Annotated in this window: 17 protein-coding genes and 2 tRNA genes; 11 read left to right on the top strand and 8 right to left on the bottom strand. The window is 63.3% G+C overall.

Annotation, left to right across the window (positions count from 1 at the left end; translation table 11 throughout):
- Positions 1-5: 5 nt before the first annotated feature.
- On the top strand, positions 6-398 hold the full coding sequence (locus tag A5655_RS09440; RefSeq protein ID WP_066928483.1) for a holo-ACP synthase: 393 nt from the start codon (positions 6-8) through the stop codon (positions 396-398).
- Entirely contained in the window at positions 395-1,789 is a 1,395-nt protein-coding gene (locus A5655_RS09435; RefSeq protein WP_156764791.1) for a dipeptidase, read from the top strand. The genes A5655_RS09440 and A5655_RS09435 overlap by 4 nt, the downstream gene beginning before the upstream one ends.
- Positions 1,790-1,793: 4 nt before the next feature.
- On the opposite strand, the gene A5655_RS09430 is transcribed toward A5655_RS09435, so the two are convergent.
- Positions 1,794-2,324, bottom strand: coding sequence for a DUF3060 domain-containing protein (locus A5655_RS09430; RefSeq protein ID WP_067008647.1), 531 nt, complete (start codon positions 2,322-2,324; stop codon positions 1,794-1,796).
- A 68-nt stretch (positions 2,325-2,392) separates the two neighbouring features.
- A complete protein-coding gene (gene bcp / locus A5655_RS09425) occupies positions 2,393-2,866 on the bottom strand; it encodes a thioredoxin-dependent thiol peroxidase (RefSeq protein ID WP_067008644.1) in 474 nt (157 codons plus the stop codon).
- A 94-nt stretch (positions 2,867-2,960) separates the two neighbouring features.
- Here bcp and A5655_RS09420 point away from each other — a divergent pair, with 94 nt between their 5' ends.
- The 3 genes from A5655_RS09420 (at position 2,961) to A5655_RS09410 (ending at position 7,260) form a co-directional block, all read left to right on the top strand.
- Positions 2,961-3,188 carry a DUF3618 domain-containing protein gene (locus A5655_RS09420; protein WP_066928475.1) on the top strand — a complete coding sequence of 76 codons (228 nt, stop codon included), beginning with the start codon at positions 2,961-2,963 and terminating at the stop codon, positions 3,186-3,188.
- A gap of 716 nt (positions 3,189-3,904) precedes the next feature.
- Positions 3,905-4,327 carry an MmpS family transport accessory protein gene (locus A5655_RS09415; RefSeq protein ID WP_197508644.1) on the top strand — a complete coding sequence of 141 codons (423 nt, stop codon included), beginning with the start codon at positions 3,905-3,907 and terminating at the stop codon, positions 4,325-4,327.
- Positions 4,324-7,260, top strand: coding sequence for an RND family transporter (locus A5655_RS09410; RefSeq protein ID WP_067008638.1), 2,937 nt, complete (start codon positions 4,324-4,326; stop codon positions 7,258-7,260). Before A5655_RS09415 ends, A5655_RS09410 begins: the two co-directional genes overlap by 4 nt.
- A gap of 73 nt (positions 7,261-7,333) precedes the next feature.
- On the opposite strand, the gene A5655_RS09405 is transcribed toward A5655_RS09410, so the two are convergent.
- Positions 7,334-7,406 (bottom strand) — tRNA-Lys (locus A5655_RS09405).
- Between the two features lie 146 nt (positions 7,407-7,552).
- Positions 7,553-8,791, bottom strand: a complete 1,239-nt coding sequence (locus tag A5655_RS09400; protein ID WP_067008636.1) for a GNAT family N-acetyltransferase — start codon at positions 8,789-8,791, stop codon at positions 7,553-7,555.
- A 262-nt stretch (positions 8,792-9,053) separates the two neighbouring features.
- Here A5655_RS09400 and A5655_RS09395 point away from each other — a divergent pair, with 262 nt between their 5' ends.
- The 3 genes from A5655_RS09395 (at position 9,054) to A5655_RS09385 (ending at position 11,641) form a co-directional block, all read left to right on the top strand.
- Complete coding sequence (locus tag A5655_RS09395; RefSeq protein ID WP_067008633.1) at positions 9,054-9,947, top strand: DMT family transporter; 894 nt, start codon at positions 9,054-9,056, stop codon at positions 9,945-9,947.
- A gap of 92 nt (positions 9,948-10,039) precedes the next feature.
- Entirely contained in the window at positions 10,040-11,263 is a 1,224-nt protein-coding gene (locus tag A5655_RS09390) for an Ig-like domain-containing protein (protein WP_197508643.1), read from the top strand.
- An 87-nt stretch (positions 11,264-11,350) separates the two neighbouring features.
- The gene (locus A5655_RS09385) at positions 11,351-11,641 is read left to right on the top strand and encodes a hypothetical protein (protein ID WP_067008630.1); all 291 of its coding nucleotides are present in this window, start codon (positions 11,351-11,353) and stop codon (positions 11,639-11,641) included.
- Positions 11,642-11,704: 63 nt separating this feature from the next.
- Here the strand turns inward: A5655_RS09385 and A5655_RS09380 are convergent.
- Positions 11,705-11,777, bottom strand: a tRNA-His gene (locus A5655_RS09380).
- 53 nt (positions 11,778-11,830) lie between these two features.
- Positions 11,831-12,478 carry an oligoribonuclease gene (gene orn / locus A5655_RS09375; protein ID WP_067008627.1) on the bottom strand — a complete coding sequence of 216 codons (648 nt, stop codon included), beginning with the start codon at positions 12,476-12,478 and terminating at the stop codon, positions 11,831-11,833.
- A gap of 101 nt (positions 12,479-12,579) precedes the next feature.
- Here orn and A5655_RS09370 point away from each other — a divergent pair, with 101 nt between their 5' ends.
- A complete protein-coding gene (locus A5655_RS09370) occupies positions 12,580-14,142 on the top strand; it encodes a helicase HerA-like domain-containing protein (RefSeq protein WP_067008625.1) in 1,563 nt (520 codons plus the stop codon).
- Between the two features lie 689 nt (positions 14,143-14,831).
- Here the strand turns inward: A5655_RS09370 and A5655_RS09365 are convergent.
- On the bottom strand, positions 14,832-15,707 hold the full coding sequence (locus tag A5655_RS09365; protein WP_067008623.1) for a DNA adenine methylase: 876 nt from the start codon (positions 15,705-15,707) through the stop codon (positions 14,832-14,834).
- Between the two features lie 85 nt (positions 15,708-15,792).
- On the bottom strand, positions 15,793-17,277 hold the full coding sequence (locus A5655_RS09360) for a hypothetical protein (protein ID WP_067008620.1): 1,485 nt from the start codon (positions 17,275-17,277) through the stop codon (positions 15,793-15,795).
- A gap of 354 nt (positions 17,278-17,631) precedes the next feature.
- Here A5655_RS09360 and A5655_RS27825 point away from each other — a divergent pair, with 354 nt between their 5' ends.
- Positions 17,632-18,063 carry an AAA family ATPase gene (locus tag A5655_RS27825; protein ID WP_156764790.1) on the top strand — a complete coding sequence of 144 codons (432 nt, stop codon included), beginning with the start codon at positions 17,632-17,634 and terminating at the stop codon, positions 18,061-18,063.
- Positions 18,064-18,074: 11 nt separating this feature from the next.
- A complete protein-coding gene (locus A5655_RS09355; RefSeq protein WP_156764789.1) occupies positions 18,075-19,310 on the top strand; it encodes an AAA family ATPase in 1,236 nt (411 codons plus the stop codon).
- Positions 19,311-19,740 lie beyond the last annotated feature (430 nt).

Genomic DNA, 19,740 nt, shown 5'->3' with positions numbered 1-19,740 from the left:
CAGCCATGGGCATTGTCGGTGTGGGGATCGATCTCGTCTCCATCCCTGATTTCGCCGAGCAAGTCGACCAACCGGGAACGGCATTCTCCGAAACGTTCACCCCGGGTGAGCGGCGCGATGCCTCGGACAAGAGTTCGTCGGCGGCGCGTCACCTGGCGGCCCGCTGGGCGGCGAAGGAGGCGGTGATCAAGGCCTGGTCGGTGTCGCGGTTCGCGCAGCGGCCCGTGTTGCCAGAGGACATCCACCGCGACATCGAGGTGGTCACCGACATGTGGGGCCGGCCCCGGGTCCGGTTGACCGGGGACATCGCCAAGCACCTGGCCGACGTGACGATCCATGTGTCGCTGACGCACGAGGGGGACACCGCGGCCGCGGTCGCCATCCTGGAGACTCCTTGAGCGCGAGCAGACACAAAAGCGCCGCGACACGCCGTGAGGAAGGGGCTTTTCTGTGTGCTCGCGAGATGGAGGAGCGCGTCCGCGCCGTGTTGCCGTCGGTGCGCCGCGATCTCGACGACCTGGTGCGCATCGAATCGGTGTGGGCCGACCCCGCCCGGCGCGACGAGGTGCACCGCAGCGCGCGGGCGGTGGCGGACCTGTTGTCGCAGGCCGGTTTTGGCGACGTGCGGATCGTCAGCGAGGATGGGGCACCGGCCGTCATCGCGCGGCATCCGGCGCCGCCCGGAGCGCCCACCGTGTTGCTGTACGCCCACCACGACGTGCAGCCCGAAGGCGACCACAGCCAATGGGTGTCCCCGCCCTTTGAGCCCACCGAACGCGACGGGCGGCTGTACGGGCGCGGCAGCGCCGACGACAAGGCCGGTATCGCAACGCATTTGGCGGCCTTTCGGGCGCATGGGGGCCGCCCGCCGGTCGGCGTGACGGTCTTCGTCGAGGGGGAGGAGGAATCCGGCTCGCCGTCCCTGGGCCGATTGCTCGCCGCCCACCGCGACGCGCTGGCCGCCGACGTGATCGTCATCGCGGACTCGGACAACTGGAGCACCGACACCCCGGCGCTCACGGTCTCGCTGCGCGGGCTGGTCGACTGCGTGGTCGAGATCGCCACGCTCGACCACGGCCTGCACTCGGGCCTGTGGGGCGGCGTGGTTCCCGACGCGCTGAGCGCCCTGGTGCGGCTGCTGGCCAGTTTGCACGACGACGACGGCAACGTCGCCGTGCCCGGCCTGCACGAAACCGACATCCGCTCACTGAATTACCCCGACTATCCGCCCGAGCGGGTCCGCGCCGATTCCGGCGTGCTCGAGGGCGTGTCCGAGATCGGTTCGGGTTCGGTGCCCCAGCGGCTGTGGGCCAAGCCGGCGATCACGGTGATCGGCATCGACACGACACCCGTTGCGGCAGCATCGAATACGCTCATCCCCCGGGCCCGGGCCAAGGTCAGCATGCGGATAGCGCCCGGCGGCGACGCCGAGGCGCACCTGGACGCGTTGACCTCTCATCTGCAGCGGCACGCCCCGTGGGGGGCGCGGGTCAGCGTCACGCGCGGCGACAAGGGCGAGCCCTACGCCATCGACGCCAGCGGCCCGGTGTACGACGCCGCACGAGCGGCCTTTCGGCAGGCCTGGGGCACCGAGCCGATCGACATGGGCATGGGCGGCTCGATCCCGTTCATCGCCGAGTTCGCCGCCGCGTTCCCGCAGGCGAAGATCCTCGTCACCGGGGTCGAAGACCCGGCTACCCAGGCGCACAGCGTCAACGAGAGCCTGCACCTGGGGGTTTTGGAGCGCGCGGCGATCGCCGAGGCGCTGCTGCTGGCCAACCTGGGTTAGCCCCTCAACGGTTGCTCAGCCGCTCCGAGACGATGTTGTTGTTTCCCGTCTTGTTGATTGTCGGCGCGCCCGAGTGGTAGATCACCGCGTTGTCGTCGCCGATGACGCCGATGGTGTCGGCGCTGTCGACGGTGACTTTGTTTGCGCTACCCCGGATGTCGAGCCGCAGACAGTGGCCGGTGACGGTGTATGTGTTGTTGTCGCCGTCGAGTTCGAGGTTTCCGTTGTTGCAGTCGATGGTGTCTTTCGCGCCCCCGTTGATCATGATGAGGTGTCCCTGCACGGTGGTCTTGCCGTAGTGATTCGCCAAGAAAGCGGCGAGCGCGAGCGTGGCCGCGACGGCAAGAATCAATACCGTTCTTCGTCGCGGGTTAATCGCTAAGTTGGCCACGCGTGGCAACCGCCGCCGCGAGATCTCCCCGGGCGCACCACTTGCGTCGGACGGTGTGCCGAACGGCTGCGGCGTCCCCGGCGTTTGGCTGACGCCGCGCTCCAGGTCGCGGATGTAGCGCTCGGGGTCGTCGTCAGTGTTCATGGCGGGTCCTTTCCTAGAACCGTGCCGTCAGTGTGCCGCGAGCCCCTTGCGGGATTCTTGTATCGCCGCTAGATCGACAAGTCGCGGCGAAGTTTCGCGACGTGGCCGGTGGCCTTGACGTTGTACTGCGCGACCTCGATCTTGCCCTTCTCGTCGACCAGGAAGGTCGAGCGGATCACGCCCGTGACCGTCTTGCCGTACATCTGCTTCTCGCCGTAGGCGCCCCAGGCCGTCAGCACCTTGCGGTCGGGGTCGGACAGCAGCGGGAACGTCAGCTTCTCGGCGTCGCGGAACTTCGCCAGCTTCTCCGGCTTGTCGGGGGAGATACCCAGCACGTCGACGCCGGCCTCGTTGAGATCGCGCAGGTTGTCACGAAAATCGCAGGCCTGCTTGGTGCATCCCGGTGTGGACGCGGCCGGGTAGAAGTACACGACGACGCGGCGCCCCTTGTAGTCCGCCAGTGACACCTTGCTGCCGTCGGCATCCGGGAGGCTGAATGCGGGCGCCTTGTCGCCGGGCGCGAGCCGCGTGGTCTCGGTCAACGTGGGTCCTTTCTGTTCACCGCCGCGTCGGGGTTATGGCCGGCTGATCTAGGGTAGTGCCTCAGGTGCATAGGCGGACTTGGAGGACAGACACGTGGCGGACCGGGACCCCGAGGCCATCAAGCGGGACATCGACGTCGCCCGCGATCAGCTGGCGGCCACCGTCGATTCGCTCGCCGAGCGCGCCAACCCTCGCCGCCTCGCCGATGATCTCAAGGCCCGGGCGGTCGAATTCGTGAAGAAGCCCGTGGTGATCGCGTCGCTGGTGGGGATCTCGTCGGTCGTGGTGATCGTCGTGGTGCGCAGGGTCAGGGACCGCTGAACTCGCCCGTCGCCGCATCGACGAGTCGGTTGATCCGATGGAAGCGCGGATTAACGTGCGGCCTTGGCGGCTTTGCGACTCGCCTTCGCTTTCACGTGGGTCGAGCAACAATGTGCCATATCGCAATGGAACCGGTCACTGCATTCATGCGAACAATAGGCTGACGCATCCGGGAGCCAGTCCGGATCGGACAAGTCACGCCGTCGGTCGGTCGGATCGAACGTATGGCCGCAATGTACGCAGGTCTTGACCTTGACCTTGGTAGCCATGTTGGTCAGCGTACGCGCCATCGCCCTGAATCTGTGCTGGTTTCAAACCGTGACAACAAGCAAGGTCTGCAAAGGGTTGCGCCAGCGAATCAACTATTTTCCGAAACAATTCAGCCGCCTTCGATCCACGCTATCGCAGCAGGTCGACACGACGGCGGTATCAGCGCCTCAGAACGAAATCCCTTGTTGTGAAGACGCTTCCATTCGGTCGTGCGTATCTCTCTGTTGAGAGTCGCTTAGTGCTGTCCGCGCGCGAGTAACCCACCGTCCCGTTGCGTCGTCGCCCAGCGAACTGATCGACGAGCGGTGCGGCCGCCGCGCGGTCCCCGAGGAGCCGCGCACCACGCAGGAATTAACTCGACAGTCATGGCGTTGGCTAGCGGTGGCGCGGGCGACGACGTGCCTAAATGACGAGCCCGTCGCGCATTCCTGATCGGGGGGACGGTGTTGAGGCTTCTGAAGCGGGCATGGGTTGCGCTGGTCGTCGTGGTGGCAGTGGTCATCGGCGGCGTTGCGGTGCAGCGCCTCAGCGGCGTCTTTCCGGGACCCGGCCTACCCAAGCCCGACCCGCGCGACGCGACCCCGCCGTATGCGGCCAAGACCGCCATCTACGAAATCCTGGGACCACCCGGGACAACCGGCATCGTCAACTGGATGGATGCCGACGCGCAACCGCAGAAGGCCAACTTCACCACGTTGCCGTGGTCGCAGACGATCGTTGCGGAAATGCCCGGCATCTTCGCCTACGTCGTCGCCCAGGGCGACAGCCCCTCTATCGGCTGCCGGATCACTGTCGATGGCAAATTGGTCGATCAGCAACAGGTCAACGCGCGTGATGCGCAGGTTTCCTGCTTGGACAAGTCCGCGTGACCGATAACACGAGCGACACGGACGAGATACCCGTCGCGCGACGTGCCGAGGTCGAGCACAAGCCGCGTCTGGCCCGCGCCATCCGCGTCCTGGCGTTGCCGATCGTGGTGATCTGGCTGTTGATCGCGGTGGGCGTCAACGTCTTCGTCCCGCAGTTGGAGAAAGTTGCCGAGGACGTCTCCGTGCCGCTCTCGCCGTCCGACGCGCCGTCGGTGACCGGGATGAAGCACATCGGGGAGAAATTCAAGGAGTACGACTCGGACAACCTCGTCCTGGTGACCCTCGTCGGTGACCAGCCGCTCGGCCAGGACGCCCACCGCTATTACGACGATCTGGTCAAGAAGCTGAAGCAGGACACCAAGCACGTCGAGCATGCGCTCGACTTCTGGGGACAGCGATTCACGGCCTCGGGTGTCGAGAGCTACGACCACAAGTCCGCCTACGTCCAGGTGAACCTGCGCGGTGACCAGGGCGGCGCTGTCGGCGACAAGTCGGTTGACGCGGTTCGCAAGATCGTCGCGGACTCGACACCGCCTTCGGGGGTGAAGGCCTACGTCGCGGGTCAGGGAGCCCTGACCGACGACACGATCGTCGTGGGTAACGCAAGCCTGTTCAAGATGACGATCATCACCGTCATCATCATCGCGATCATGCTGATGTTCGTCTATCGGTCCATCGGCACTGTGCTGTTGACGATGGTGATTCTGTTCGTCGGACTGGCCACCGGCCGAGGGGTGGTGGCGCTGCTGGGCGACACCGGCGTTATGGGGCTTTCGACGTTTGCCGTCAACTTACTGACGGCGCTGGCCATCGCGGCCGGCACCGACTACGCGATCTTCATGGTGGGCCGTTACCAGGAAGGCCGGGAACGAGGCCTGGACCGCGAAGCCGCCTACTACGACACCTTCGCCGGGGTCACCAAGGTGGTACTGGGTTCGGGTTTGACGATCGTCGGAGCGCTGGCCTGTTTGCATTTCACTCGGCTGCCCTACTTCAATTCGCTGGCATACCCGTGCGCAATCGGCCTGCTGATAGTTGTGGCCGCCGGGGTGACCCTGACGCCGGCGCTGATCGCGTTCGCAAGCGGCTTCGGCCTTTTCGACCCGAAGCGCAAGTTCAACTACACCCGGTGGCGCCGCCTGGCGACGGCCATCGTGCGGTGGCCGGCGCCCATCCTCGCGACCTCCGTCATCCTGGCGATCGTCGGCGCCATCGGGTTGATGGGCTTCAACCCGCGCTACAACGACCTGTACTACCTACCCAAGAGTGCGTCCTCGGTTCAGGCATACGACGCGGCCGACCGTCACTTCACCCAGGCCCGCCTGAATCCGGACCTGCTGATGATCGAATCGGACCACGATCTGCGCAATCCCACCGACATGCTGGTCCTGGACAAGATTGCCGGGGCCATCTTCCGGGTGCCCGGCATCGAACGGGTGCAGAGCATCACCAGACCCCTGGGCCCGCCGATCCAGGATGGGTCCGTCCCGTTCCAGCTCAGCGTGCAAACCGCGCCGATCCGCAGCAACTTGAACTACCTCAAAGACCGCGTCGCCGACATCAAAAAGATCACCGGTTTCCTCGACACTCAGATCGCCCTGTTGGAGCGCCAGTACGCGGTGACCCAGAAGCTCGCGGACGCCGCGGAGGACAGCTCGAAAACCACGGGGGAGACAGCCGCGATCACGGACGAGATCCGGGACCACATCGCAGATTTCGACGACTTCTGGAGACCGATTCGCAGTTACTTCTACTGGGAGAAGCACTGCTACGACATCCCGATCTGCTGGTCGCTACGATCGCTCTTCGACGCGTTGGACGGATTCGATCAGCTGGCCGAGAAGTTCCACGCCCTCACCAGCGATCTCTCCGACACGGCAAAGGCCACGCGCGAGCTGCTGGCGATTATTCCGGAGAATATCGCTACCTCGAAGGCGATCAGGGATACCACCCTGACCATCTACAGCACGTTCGATAACCTCGTCGATCAATTCGATCGGCTGACCGACACGAACGCCGTAATGGGCAAGTCCTTCAACGACTCTCAGATCGAGAGCCTGTTCTACCTGCCGCCCGAGATTTTCAAGAACCCGGACTTCCAGCTGGGGTTGAGCCTGATGGTGTCGCCCGACGGCAAAGCTGCTCGCTTCATCATCACCCACGCCGTGGATCCGGCGACGACGAAGGGAATCGCGTCGGTCGAGCAGGAGCGCCAGGCGGCCAAGGAGGCGATCAAACTCACCTCGCTGCAGAACGCCGACATCTACCTCGGCGGTACCGCGGCGACGTTCAACGACATCGCCCACGGCGCCAAGTTCGACCTGATGATCGCCGGGGTGGCCTCAATTGTGCTGATCTTCATCATCATGGTGATCGTCACCCGTGCTTTGGTCGCTGCGGGCGTGATCGTCGGCACGATCGTGTTGTCGCTGGGGGCCGCCTTCGGATTGTCGACACTCATCTGGCAGCACCTCCTTAATTTCGAGTTGCACTGGGTGGCAACCGAATTCGCGTTGATCGTGCTCTTGGCGGTGGGGTCGGACTACAACCTGATGCTGGTGTCGCGAATCGAGGAAGAGATCGGAGCGGGCCTGAAAACGGGTCTCATCCGCGGCATGGGTCTCACCGGCCCGGTGGTGACCGCCGCCGGTCTGGTGTTCGCGGTCACCATGGCCACGATGATCACCAGCGATCTCCGGGCGATCGGCCAGTTCGGCACGACGATCGGGCTCGGCCTGATGTTCGACACCTTCGTCGTGCGATCGCTCATCACGCCGTCGATCATGACGGTGATGGGACGGTGGTTCTGGTGGCCGAAGCGGGTACGGGTCCGCCCGGCCAGCGAGATGCTCCGGTCCGTCGGGCCGCGCCCGCTGGTTCGTGCGCTGCTGTACCAGCCGCGGCACGCGGTCGCGCCGGGTCCGCAGACCTAGTACGCGGCACAGGACGCCCGCCGATCACAGATTGCGGCGCGCCGTTGAGGTGCGCCCGTAAAACGCTCTGAAGTGCGCCGTCAGGGTTTCGAACCCCGGACCCGCTGATTAAGAGTCAGCTGCTCTACCAACTGAGCTAACGGCGCCGTGTACGGCCGAGACCGCGTACGCGACAATAACAGGCGTCCTGCCGCGAAGCGAAATCCCGATGTCTTCCAGGATACCTGTCGTGCGCCGGGCGGACGCGCTCCTGCCCGGCCGGCGAGGGAAAGGGCTTGTAGGACAAGGCCTGTCAAAAAAGCGTGCCGCAGTAGGGGGCGCGCTCGGTCGCGAACGCGGCGTCCAGGTCGCGTAGCGCGCCCGGACGCAGTTCGGTGACGCGGTCGGCCCGTCGCAGTCGGGACGCGCGGTGTGCACCCATGTAGAGCGTCGCCAGTTCGGCCAGGCCGATTTCGACGTCCGCGGGCCCGTCGTGCGGCGTGCACTTGCCGGTGCCGTCGCGCGTCTGAAGCAGGAACCGTCCGCCGGCGAGGTTGAGCGGGTCTGTGACGTCGAGCACCACGTCGATGTCGGCCGCATACACCCGTGCGCCGAGCACCTCGGGCACGTCATTGATGCGCACCCACAGGAAATCGGTTATCCCGGTGGTTTGCGCGGTGCGCTGGTCACGCAGCTTGAGCGGCAGCGGATCGTCGACCGGCACGTCGATCTCGATGTTGTCGAACATCTCCAAAGCCAGCAGGGTCTGCAGCAACTCGGTGTGGGCTTCGTCGGTGATGGGGCAGAAGTCCTCAACGAGCACGGAGCCGAATGGCGGCCGAAACGCGTGTTTGCCCGCCCCGACGACCCGGTACGCCAGGAAGCCGTCCGGATGGACGGTGAAGTTCAGCGCGGATCCGTTGCCCCGCTGGGTGGGCCTGTCCTCCAAAAAGTCGGCCCACCATGCGTCGTCGCGCTCCACCGCGCCGTTGGTTACCGCGCACCATCGTTCGTAGATTTCGGGCAGGAGGCGCCTCGCCTCGTCGGCGTTGACCTCTCGCGCCCGGTTGCCGCTCGGCGCGTCGCGCAGCTTCGCGAAGCGGCGGTCGATGGAGTAACAGTGGGCGTAGCTCGCCACACCGGCGCCGAAACCGTCGTACATCGCGGTCTGGGTGGGAACGCCGCAGACGATCGGGTAACCGCGTTCCAGCAGCTTGCCCAGCCCCTGGGCGCTGAGCTGGGCCCATATCCCGGTGCCCTGATGCGTTGAGGCGACCGCGATCATGGTCAGCCACGCGGCTCGCAGGCTGCCGCCACCCGGCACGGTCAGCCGGGCGCGGTAAATGATGGATGTACCGACCAGGCTGGGATGCTCCGGATCGGAGACATCCTCGGCGACCAGGATGTCCTCGAGTTCGACGCGGCGTTTCCAGGCTTCCACCGCGCGCGGGTCCACCGGATCCCCGAAAGTGCGAGCCTGATTCTCATAGACCGCCTGCCAGTCATTTTCGGTCGGATGCCTGATTATGATGGCGTCGTCAGTCGTATTCATCGCTGATCCAATCCGCTTCTAGCCCAGCCAAATCGGCGCTCTACACGCCGAATCGAGTACCGCCGGCCCGCATCTCGTCCGATACCCGGGTGTCGGACCGTCAAACGTCAATTGACGCCAGCGACCCACCGCTGGAGTGGGTCAGCAGGGGTCATATGGGTATAGCGATACCCAATGTTGCAAGAAATCACGCTGCTGGCCGTCGCCGCCACGCGACGGCAGCCCCTGGTCAGGAGGTTGCCGGCGGCGGCCGTGACGGAGCATGGTTAGCGCCGCGGTCCTGGCGTTGAGCTCCGCGCTCTGCATCGCCATCGGTGACGTGCTGCAGCAACGAGCGGCGCACTGCCTCGATGACAGGTCGATCGGCCACATCGAGATGTTCGCCGCCCTGCTGCGCAACCGGCGGTGGTGGCTGGGCGCGTTGTTGCTGGTGGCGAGCATCGCGCTGCAGGCGGCCGCGCTGGGCAAGGGGTCGGTGCTGATGGTGCAGGCGCTGCTCACGCTTTCGCTGCTGTTCGCGCTGCCCATCAATGCCCGGTTGTGGCACCGCCGGGTGACGGGCGCGGAGTGGATCTGGGGCGGCTTGCTGACCGCCGCGGTGGTCGTGATCGTGGTCGTCGGCAATCCGCAGGCCGGTCGCTCCAGCGCCTCGCTGGGAACCTGGGCGGCGGTGGCTGTCGTGCTTGCGCCGCTGCTGGTGGCGTGCGTCGCGGCAGGCCAGGCGTGGGGCGGCGCACGGGCGGCCGCGCTGTTCGCCTTCGTGTCGGGGTCGCTGTGGGGCGTCTTCGGGGTGCTGACCAAGGAGGTCGTCGCCCGGTTCGGTGATGGCGGCACGGCGGTGGCCCGCAGCCCCGAGCTGTATGCCTGCCTCCTGGCCGCCGCGGGGGGCGTGGTCTGGAGTCAGGCGGCGTTCCGGGCCGGGCCGTTGACCGCGTCGATGCCTACGCTGCAGATGTCGCAGCCGGTCGTGGCGGCGGTGCTGGGCGTCGTCGTCCTCGGGGAGGCGCTGAACGCCGGTCGCGCCGGTGTGACAGCGCTGGCGGCGGCCGGGCTGGTGGCGACGGCGGCCATCGTCAAACTCGCGCGCGTGGAGGCCGTCGCGACCCGTGACGGGGTCGAGGCGCGCCACCACGACCCGGTAGGCCGATCGGCGTAAACACCGGACGGCGAATCGTTCGGAAGACGCATTGTGGGCGGTAAAAAACCCATTACAATGCATCCACTGTTTCTGGTCAGCGGTGACCGAATATGCCGATCGAATTGGAAGGTCGCTCGATGACGCCTTTGCGCAGACGTCGGTCGTGGCTGGCTGTCGCCATGATCGTGTTTGCTGTCGTCGCCGCTGCCTGCAGCAGCAGCCCCACCGCCGCGCCGGCGAAGGTCATCTTCGACAAGGGCACACCGTTCGCCGACCTGCTGGTCCCCAAGCTCACCACCTCGGTGACCGACGGCGCCGTCGGCGTCACCGTGGACGCGCCGGTGACGGTGAGCGTTGCCGATGGTGTCATCGGGTCGGTCACGATGGTCAACGAGAACGGCAGGACGATCAATGGTCAACTGAGCCCGGACGGGCTGCGTTGGTCGACGACCGACCAGCTGGGCTACAACCGGCGCTACACGCTGAACGTGAAGGCGCTCGGGCTCGGTGGGGCCGCGACCCGGCAGATGACTTTCCAGACGAGTTCGCCGGCCCACCTGACGATGCCCTACGTCGCGCCCGGCGACGGGGAGGTGGTCGGCATCGGTGAGCCGGTGGCGATCCGCTTCGACGAGAACATCGCCAACCGCGCCGCGGCGCAGAAGGCGATCGTCATCACCACCAACCCTCCCGTCGAGGGTGCGTTCTACTGGCTGAACAACCGCGAGGTCCGTTGGCGCCCAGAGCATTTCTGGAAGTCGGGCACAGCGATCGACGTGGCGGTCAACACCTACGGCGTCGATCTGGGTGACGGGATGTTCGGCGAGGACAACGTCAAGACGCACTTCACCATCGGCGACGAGGTCATCTCGACGGCGGACGACAGCACCAAGATGGTGACCGTTCGCGTCAACGGCGAAGTCGTCAAGACGATGCCGACTTCGATGGGCAAGGACAGCACCCCCACGGCGAACGGCTTCTACATCGTCGGTGGCCGGTACAAGCACATCATCATGGACTCCTCGACCTACGGGGTGCCGGTCAACTCGCCCAACGGATATCGCACCGATGTCGACTGGGCCACCCAGATTTCGTATAGCGGCGTCTTCGTGCATTCCGCGCCGTGGTCGGTCGGCGCCCAGGGCCACACGAACACCAGCCACGGGTGTCTGAACGTCAGCCCGAGCAACGCCGAGTGGTTTTACGACCACAGCAAGAGCGGCGACATCGTCGAGGTGGTCCACACCGTGGGGTCGACTCTGCCGGGCACCGAGGGGTTGGGCGACTGGAACGTCCCCTGGCCGGTGTGGCAGGCCGGCAACGCCAACACCTAGCCCGGCGCCCACTTTCGGCGGCTCGGCAATGCGTCTTTCACGTTTCATTCATTCGTCCGCGACCTGAACGTTGTAGGGTGCCGGGCCATGAGCACCCCTTCCCCCGGGCCCGGTTGGTGGCTGGCGTCGGACGGCAATTGGTATCCCCAGCGCTGGGAGACCACCTTCGTCCATTACACGAACGAGTCTCTGGACGCCGTGATCGAAGAGGCCGCCCGCCAGTCGAAGGCCTACGGCGAGCAGGGCTGGGAGATCGTGGGCTCATCGGTGCAACGGGTTCAGGTCGCCCGCCACTTCAGCGACTATGACAAGGGCGGGGACCACTATTTCGAGTGGAGCATCGTCTGCACGCTGAAACGGCCGCTGGCGCCGGGATAAACGCGCCTCGCAATCCCTTGAGACAAAAAGGCCGAAGGGCGAAAACGCCCTTCGGCTTCTCGGGGTGGCTGACGGGGCTCGAACCCGCGACATCCAGGATCACAACCTGGTGCTCTACCAACTGAACTACAGCCACCATGGCCGCGAGCCGGCACCCATACCTGGGCCAACGAGCGGCGACCATCGATACTAGCCGCTCGGTGGCTCGGTCTCCGAATCGATTGTTCGAGTTGGGTTCTCTCCGCCTTGAAGATCGGCGACTACCGTCTCGATTTCGCTGGTAGACGGCCCCGGCGGGGGCACGAATGCGGTCCGCCGGTAGTACTGCAGCTCGCGGATGGACTCGTGGATGTCGGCCAGCGCCCGGTGCGTGAGCCCCTTGGCGGGCTGGCCGTAGTAGATGCGCGGGTACCACCGCCGGCACAGCTCCTTGATCGAGCTGACGTCGATCATCCGGTAGTGCAGGTAGGAGTCCAGCTTTGGCATGTCGCGGGCGATGAACGAACGGTCCGTGGCGATCGAGTTGCCCGCCAGCGGCGCTGTCTTGGGTTGCTTGACGTGCGTGGTGATGTAGTCCAACACCATCGCCTCGGCGGTCGCCAGGTCGACGGTGGACGCCTTGACCTCGTCGATCAGCCCCGAGCGCGAATGCATTTCGGTGACCACCTCGATCATCGACGACAGCGCGGCGTCGTCGGCGTGGATCACCACGTCGACGCCGTCGCCCAGGACGTTCAACTCGGCGTCGGTGACCAGCACCGCGATCTCGATCAACTTGTCCGAGCTCAGATCGAGCCCGGTCATCTCGCAGTCGATCCACACCAATTCGTCGCGCACAGCGCTCAGCGTATGCGTGCGTCGGCCTCGCGCGAGCCCTGCCCCCGCCAGCCCTGGGGAAGTAGGGTGAGCGGTGCGACTGGGGAAGAGGGGCGAGCACGATGACCACCGAATCAGCGTCGACACCCGCGCAGCGGATCGCGAACGGCTATGCCGTCACGGGTCAGGCGCTGGAATTGGGCACGGTCGTCGTCGACGGCGCGGCGGACCCGACGGCACAGATCCGCATCCCGCTGGCCACAGTCAACCGCCACGGGCTGGTGGCCGGGGCGACGGGAACCGGCAAGACCAAGACGCTGCAACTGATTGCCGAACAGCTCAGCGCGGCGGGCGTACCCGTACTGATGGCCGATGTGAAGGGCGACCTGTCCGGGCTGTCCAAACCGGGGGAGGCCAACGACAAGACAACCGCGCGCGCCAAAGACACCGGTGACGACTGGGCGGGCGCGGCCTTCCCGATCGAGTTCCTGTCGTTGGGCACCAAGGGAATTGGCGTACCGATACGGGCGACCGTCGACAGCTTCGGTCCGGTTCTGCTGTCAAAGGTGTTGGGGCTCAACGCTACCCAAGAGTCGACGCTGGGTTTGATCTTCCATTGGGCACAGCAGGCTGGACGTCCGCTGACCACTTTGAACGACCTGCGCAGCGTCATCAGCCACTTGACCAGCGACGAGGGCAAGTCCGACCTGAAAGATCTGGGGGCGGTCAATCCGGCGACCGCGGGTACCATCCTGCGGGCGCTGCTGAACCTCGCCGGCCAGGGCGGCGACACGTTCTTCGGTGAGCCCAAGCTCGACCCGAACGATCTGCTGCGCGCCGACGGGCAGGGCCAGGGGATCATCTCGCTGCTGGAGTTCACCGGTCAGTCCGTGCGTCCCGTCATCTTTTCGACTTTCCTCATGTGGTTGCTCGCCGACCTGTACGCCAAACTCCCCGAGATCGGCGACGTCGACAGGCCCAAGCTGGTCTTCTTCTTCGACGAGGCGCACCTGTTGTTCGCCGATGCGTCGAAGGCCTTCCTCGAGCAGGTCGAACAAACCGTCAAGCTCATCCGCTCCAAGGGCGTCGGGGTTTTCTTCTGCACCCAGCTACCCACGGACATACCGAATGACGTGCTGTCCCAGCTGGGTGCGCGCGTCCAGCACGCGCTGCGGGCGTTCACCCCCGACGACCAGGCCGCGCTGTCCAAGACGGTCCGTACCTACCCGAAAACCGATGTGTACGACCTGGAGTCGGCGCTGACCTCGCTCGGGATCGGCGAGGCCGTCGTCACCGTCCTATCCGAGAAGGGCGCACCCACGCCCGTCGCGTGGACCCGCATGCGGGTGCCCCGCTCGCTGATGGCGTCGATCGGGACCGACGCGATCGCCGCCGCGGCGAAAGCCAGTCCGCTGCAGGCGAAGTACGGGCAAACGGTCGAACAACCGGCGCCGGAACCACCGCCGTCCCGCCCGGCACCGCCGGCGGGGCGACCCGCCGAGCCCGGTTATCCGCCGGTGCCAACGGATGCCGGGATCCCGCCGATGCCGGCGCCCTTCGAACCGAAGGGCCCGGCCATGTGGGAGGAAGTGCTGAAGAATCCGACGGTGAAAAGCGGCATCAACACGGCGATACGCGAGGCGGTGAAAGCCATCTTTGGCACCGGCCGGGGGCGCCGACAGTAACGCCTACGGCAAGTTTCCTTCTCCAAAATGAAGCATCTTTTCAGGTCATTTATTGCCGAAAACCCGGACCGCGCCATCTTTTGCGTCGCCGGACAGAGACTTGTCTGGACCTCAAGCCAGGGGAGCGTCAACCGCGAGAGCAGAAAGTTGCTTCTACATGGATAACAGCGGTTCTCGTGACATTAAGCCTTCGGGCGAGGCGTCTAACCTGTGCGCCCGAGCGGCGATCGAAGGCTGCGGCAACGCGGATCAGGTCCGCCCCGTGGGTACTTCCGGTTAGGGGCCGAGGCGTTTACTGAGGGTTCGTTCGACGACTTCGCCGCGATCGCTGGTCAGAATTGGATCGAAGCCGCCGACTCCCCGCAGTGGGGGCTCCTATCGTTGAGGTAGCCCACAAGAGCCCGCAGGGGCGCTATCGATGACCAACGGAGAGGTGTTTGTTTTCCGGCAGAGGTCACAACCGTCGTCGGCAGGCCTTCGTGTGTGCGTTGCAGCAAGAAGGTAGTGGTGTGGCTGGACCCAGCCAATGTGATTGCTGTTGAAGAATCCGAAACATGGCGCGCGAGCGCCCTCGTCCCATCTCCGCTCAAGCTACCGTGTGGTCACGTTACTGAGGTTTTATCGACCAGGACGGGGAGGAAGCCACTCCCGACGACGTCGTCGTATAGCCAAGACTGCGAGCCGTTGCTTTAAGCAACAATCCATCGACCTTTGGCGGTGGCCAAGACCTGCAAGTCGTCGGGCACGCTGATGGTGTCTGCGAAGACGACGAATTCGGTGCCCATGTGGTTCACCTGGGCTGTGTGTTTGATGTCGAACTCTGCACATCTGAAGTTGACGTAGAGTTCGTCCGTCACGCGGTCGTCAGCATCGTAGGTGAGGAACCACTTTAACTTGGAGTGCTGCAGCTTGGTCGCGAGGTCGTGATGGTCTCCCGCGCTGAGCCGGTCGAGGTAGAGATCGTCACCTTGGCCGAGGTATGGCGGGTCAACGTACACGAGCACGTCGCGTCGATGCGGGGACAATCTCGTGAGGAAGTCTCGGGCGTCAAGTTCGGTCAGTTCGACACGGCGTCGGTATGACCCGATGTAGGCGATTCTCTCGGAGAGATTCTCCCGATTGAAGCGAGCGTCGATCTTCCACATACCCGTCTGTTCTAGGCCCCCGATGGGACGAGCATTCAATATGCCAGATCGGTTGCACCGGTTGAGAAAGAACGTCGCGAATCCCAATTCCAGGTCACAATGCCGCGTTGGGTGGTCATAGATCTCACGGGCGAGGTACCAAGTCTCTAGACTTACTTCGGTGTCCTTGACGCGTTTGATCAGCCGTTTGGTTTGGTTGAACACGCATCGCCAGAACGCCGCTATCCCGGGGTTGAGGTCGTTAATGTGAATGGCATCGACATGCTCACCGACAAGGAGCGTTAGAGCAGTTCCTGCCCCGCCGGCGAACGGTTCTGCGTAGCGGTGCGGGCGTGGATTTTGCAACGCCAATAGTTCTGCGGCGAACGGGGCGATGCGAGCTTTTCCACCGGGATACCGGAGCGGACTGATGTACCTCATAAAGGCAATGACATTGATAGGCAACGTATCCGACCGCTATCCACGTGCTGATGATATCGCGTTACCGCCGCGGTGGCCACCAAGTTCACAGCGCCGCGTCCAGGTCCTCCAAGAGCGGCCGGTAGTGGTGACTCAGCGCCCGAACGTCGGCCGGTCCTCCTCTCTGGGTGAAGCTGTGCACGTACGCGTTCATCATGTCGACGCCTAGTCCGTTGGTGGCATTGTCCTTCTGGCTATCCATCCAGGCTGCAGCAAGCCGTGACCCGCGGTTCTGTGAGTGTTCGATTTGCGGATCAAGATGCTGTAGAACAGCTTTCAACTTGTTCCGTAACGTCGAGCGGCCGACCACCGTCAGGCTGAGCTTATCGATTGCCTCGGTAACGCAGAGTTCGACGATGACGCGCACCATGACGCCAGCGACCAGGGTCATTTCATCGATGTCTAGCCGCTGTGCCTGAACAAGCGTGTCGGAAGTGCGAAGTTGGAACTTCGTGAGGCGCAAGCCCTGGAAGATGCGTTGTTCGGATCTCGGTCGTTGGCGACGCGCCGTCGGGGCGGGCGGAGGCGATGGCTGTGGCGTCGGCTGTGAACCCCCGCCGCCCGCCGCGGGTAGTGTGCTTCCCCCTGGTGTTGGTTGACCAGCCGCTGGCGGCGCTGGGTTAGGAGAATTGGGCGAAGTGGCCGAGCCGTCAGGCATTTTCAAGTGCGCGATGCTGGCTATGTAGTTACTGACCAGGTCCTGATTGTTGATGTCGCGAGCGGTCATACCCTCGGACACATCGAAGATGATTTTTCGGAAGGCCGCGTGCACCGCCTGCTCCGGCCCGACCACGCGGATGACACCACTAGCGCGCTCGATCTTGTAACCGAACGCCTCTTGCATCTGCTTGGGCTGAACGAGGCGTCCGAGGGTAGTCACACGACGCCGCACACGAGCTCCGGCTGTATTGTATCCTCCGCGAAAGATTGTCGTGAGGTGCCCGAGCAGTTGGGCATCGTCGGGGTACGCATTTGCCATAAGATCGCGAAGCTGCATTGCGAGGCCCGTTTGCGATCCTGGCGTGGGGTTGAACCGCTCTGCCATATCGGTCGTCCAGGGGCTGAGGCCGCGGCCCTCGTTCTCCCCGCTATGCCGGAGTTCGATCCACCGCCTTGCCGATTCGCGGTTCTCGAACAGTGAGCAGGCCACGTCATCAGGCCCGGCCCCATTTGCGGAAATGATCGCCTCGACGCGCCGGCGGATCCGCTGGTCGTCGATGAGGTCTGGGGATTTAAGCATCTTCAACGCCGCTACACGGCGGTTCCCCTCCACCACGATGTACAGGCCGTTTTCGAGGATCACCCCGGGAAGCTCGAACGGACTGAGGGTTCCGGACTCGGCGATGTCACGCGCAATGTTGATCTGCTTTGTCGCGTCGAGTTCGATCAGGGCGTTGATGGATTCCCGCGTGGTCTCGCCGCCCTCTTCTAGGCGTGGATTCTCTTCATCCAGGACTAGGTCGGCCCACGATAGTTCGACCAGCCGGACGTGTCCGAGCTCGGCGACCTGCGGCGCTGCCTCAGCCGACACCCTGCTCCCGTCGGGCAGAGGCAAAGATCCAGTGCATGAGCAGCGAGTGTAGTCAGCGTGCTCGGAGGATCGTCGGCCATTCGAAGATGTAGCGCGGACCGCCGTCCACCGGACACGACTTCGAGGCGACGCTCTCCTTGCCAGGATCTGGTCAAACTTCGCTCCGCAACGAACGGTGCTGTTAGCTGCACCTGAGGGTCAAACCTGCCTATGCTCTCGGACACGGCCGGCCATTCCCTCACTCCAACGGGTGAAGCCGAGTGCCGGCCATAGGACCGCTGCACAGTCGCCGACGGAGGTGCCCATCGACGTGAACCGCAACCTTTGGTGTCAGACTCCGCTCGAGGGTGGCTGATGTCCAAGACGCAACTCAAGAAGTTGTTGATCGAGCGTTTTCGAGCACTCCACGACGTCGAAGTCGAACTTGGAGACCACATTACCGTCGTATGCGGCAAGAACGGCACATCCAAATCCTCGATTCTTGGCATCGCCGCGCAAATTTTTAGCTTCGAGAGGGACTATGTCTCGAATACCTCGCTTTCATTCCAGCAAATCACTGGGGGCGCGTTCAAATCCCTGTACAGCGAACACTTCCGAATGTCTGAGACCTTCGACGTGCCAGGGTCAATGACAGTCAACATCGAATTGCATGACGGTTACACCGATGAGGCTGCTACGGCCAGGTTGGAACTCATGCGGCGGCAGAACAAGCCGCGCCCGGTGGTCAGGAATAACAGCACGGCATCTGGGAAAAAAATACCAGCAGAAACTTCACGCATCCCGTAATCTTTTTGAGTTTGAAGCGATTGTTCCCCATTGCGGCCCGAGAATATAATGTCGGCAGTTTCGCCTATCTCAACCAGCACGTGCAGGACTTTCTGAAGCTCACCAACGAGATCCTCAATAGAGATTCTGCGCAAGCTACTGGAACAGACGGGACAATTAGCTCTGCCGTGGCGCATGGTATTGATTACGATCAGGAGTCGGTCTCGGCCGGCGAAGACAATGCAGGGCAAATCGCACTGGCGTTGATGTCATTTGGCAAGTTGAAGGAAGAGTATCCCGACTATAAGGGTGGCTTGCTCTTGATCGACGAGGCTGACGCCGGTTTATTCCCGTCGGCGCAGATCAACCTGTGGAAGGTTTTCGCGCGCGCATGCGTGGACCTCGACATCCAGATCATCATGACTTCGCATTCTCCCGTCCTCATCGAACACGCCTATGAGCAAAGTCAAAAATTCAGGAGGAAATTCAAAACGATTTACCTTAGTGACACATACGGCGACGTTCAGGTAATGCAAGACTGGTCGTGGGGGCAAATCAGCGCCGACATCACCACCAAGACTATTAAGCTCGAATCTGGAGTATCGCTGCCTCGCATACGTGTTTACTTCGAGGACAAGGAAGCCGCCGACTTCTTCGCGGCCCTCGTTTACAGGCAGCCGATCAAAAAGTTCACTAATCCGCTGTCGCAGATTACCATGGGGTGTTCCAATTATGTTCAGTTGATCAAGAATCACGTGCCGGAATTCTCACAAAACAGCATCATCTGTCTTGACGGAGATCAACCCCCCGCAGCTTCGAAAACCGTGGTCTTGCTGCCCGGCGACCTGCCGCCGGACCAGCTGATCTTTCAACACCTTTACAACCTTGCTGCCGATGATCCCTTTTGGATGAATGATCTACAGTTCACGCGAGTGGTTTTCACCAATGCAGCGCGTGAGGTGATCAATGAGTTCAACGTGACGGGCAATGTCGTCGATCTTAAACAACGATTAAGCGCTTACACTGGTTCCAAGAAGCCCAGAGAGGTGTTCAAGAGGTTCTACAAAGGGGAACAGTTCCAGCAGATCATCTCCACCACGGCGAAACCATATAACCCGTGGACGCATTGGACTCAGGCCAACCCCGTTGCGACGAACGATTTCCTAGCGAGGCTGAGGACTGCAATGCATGGTGTCATGCGAAACGGCTACGGCGTGGACGAAGCAAAGTTGCAGGCACTTGAAGTGAAACCAAGAAAAATCGGCTAGAACTCATCGGCCTCCGGCCACTTCTTCATGGGCCAGAGTTTGGCCACGGTAGCCGACGGTGGTGCGGTCGACGACATCGTTGGTGGCATCACGATAGCGCTACACGACGAAACAAAATTCCCGGCCCGCTTGCCTCGACATTGTTGATCACTGTCGCGCAGCACAGCTTCGGTCGGCAGTGTGAATACATCGACTGCGATGTGTGCGATCCGAGAGAAGTACCCGTAAACTTCGCATCGTCCGATCGGGCGCCACGCCGATTAAATGATTCGCCAATTCTCGGGTAGTTCCTGATGCGGCTCTCAGCAATGGCAATTATCCGAAACTTATGCGACGGGCCCGTCACGGTCTAGGCAATCATGAGTTTGCCGTCTCCAAACCTCATCGATGATGACATTGTCGATCAGAAGCTGCTGCGACGGTGAAGTGG

The sequence above is a fragment of the Mycobacterium sp. 1081908.1 genome, assembly GCF_001673535.1.
Taxonomy (GTDB): Bacteria; Actinomycetota; Actinomycetes; order Mycobacteriales; family Mycobacteriaceae; genus Mycobacterium.
The sequence above is the reverse complement of the archived record's forward strand: the minus strand, read 5'-3'. Positions and strand labels throughout refer to the sequence as shown.

Excerpts from the sequence above, each read along its gene's own strand:
- A5655_RS09440 (WP_066928483.1), top strand. The coding sequence starts at position 6 with ATGGGCATTGTCGGTGTGGGGATCGATCTCGTCTCCATCCCTGATTTC.
- A5655_RS09430 (WP_067008647.1), bottom strand. The coding sequence starts at position 2,324 with ATGAACACTGACGACGACCCCGAGCGCTACATCCGCGACCTGGAGCGC.
- A5655_RS09400 (WP_067008636.1), bottom strand. The coding sequence starts at position 8,791 with ATGAATACGACTGACGACGCCATCATAATCAGGCATCCGACCGAAAAT.
- A5655_RS09395 (WP_067008633.1), top strand. The coding sequence starts at position 9,054 with ATGGTTAGCGCCGCGGTCCTGGCGTTGAGCTCCGCGCTCTGCATCGCC.
- A5655_RS09390 (WP_197508643.1), top strand. The coding sequence starts at position 10,040 with ATGCCGATCGAATTGGAAGGTCGCTCGATGACGCCTTTGCGCAGACGT.
- A5655_RS09385 (WP_067008630.1), top strand. The coding sequence starts at position 11,351 with ATGAGCACCCCTTCCCCCGGGCCCGGTTGGTGGCTGGCGTCGGACGGC.
- A5655_RS09370 (WP_067008625.1), top strand. The coding sequence starts at position 12,580 with ATGACCACCGAATCAGCGTCGACACCCGCGCAGCGGATCGCGAACGGC.
- A5655_RS09365 (WP_067008623.1), bottom strand. The coding sequence starts at position 15,707 with ATGAGGTACATCAGTCCGCTCCGGTATCCCGGTGGAAAAGCTCGCATC.
- A5655_RS27825 (WP_156764790.1), top strand. The coding sequence starts at position 17,632 with ATGTCCAAGACGCAACTCAAGAAGTTGTTGATCGAGCGTTTTCGAGCA.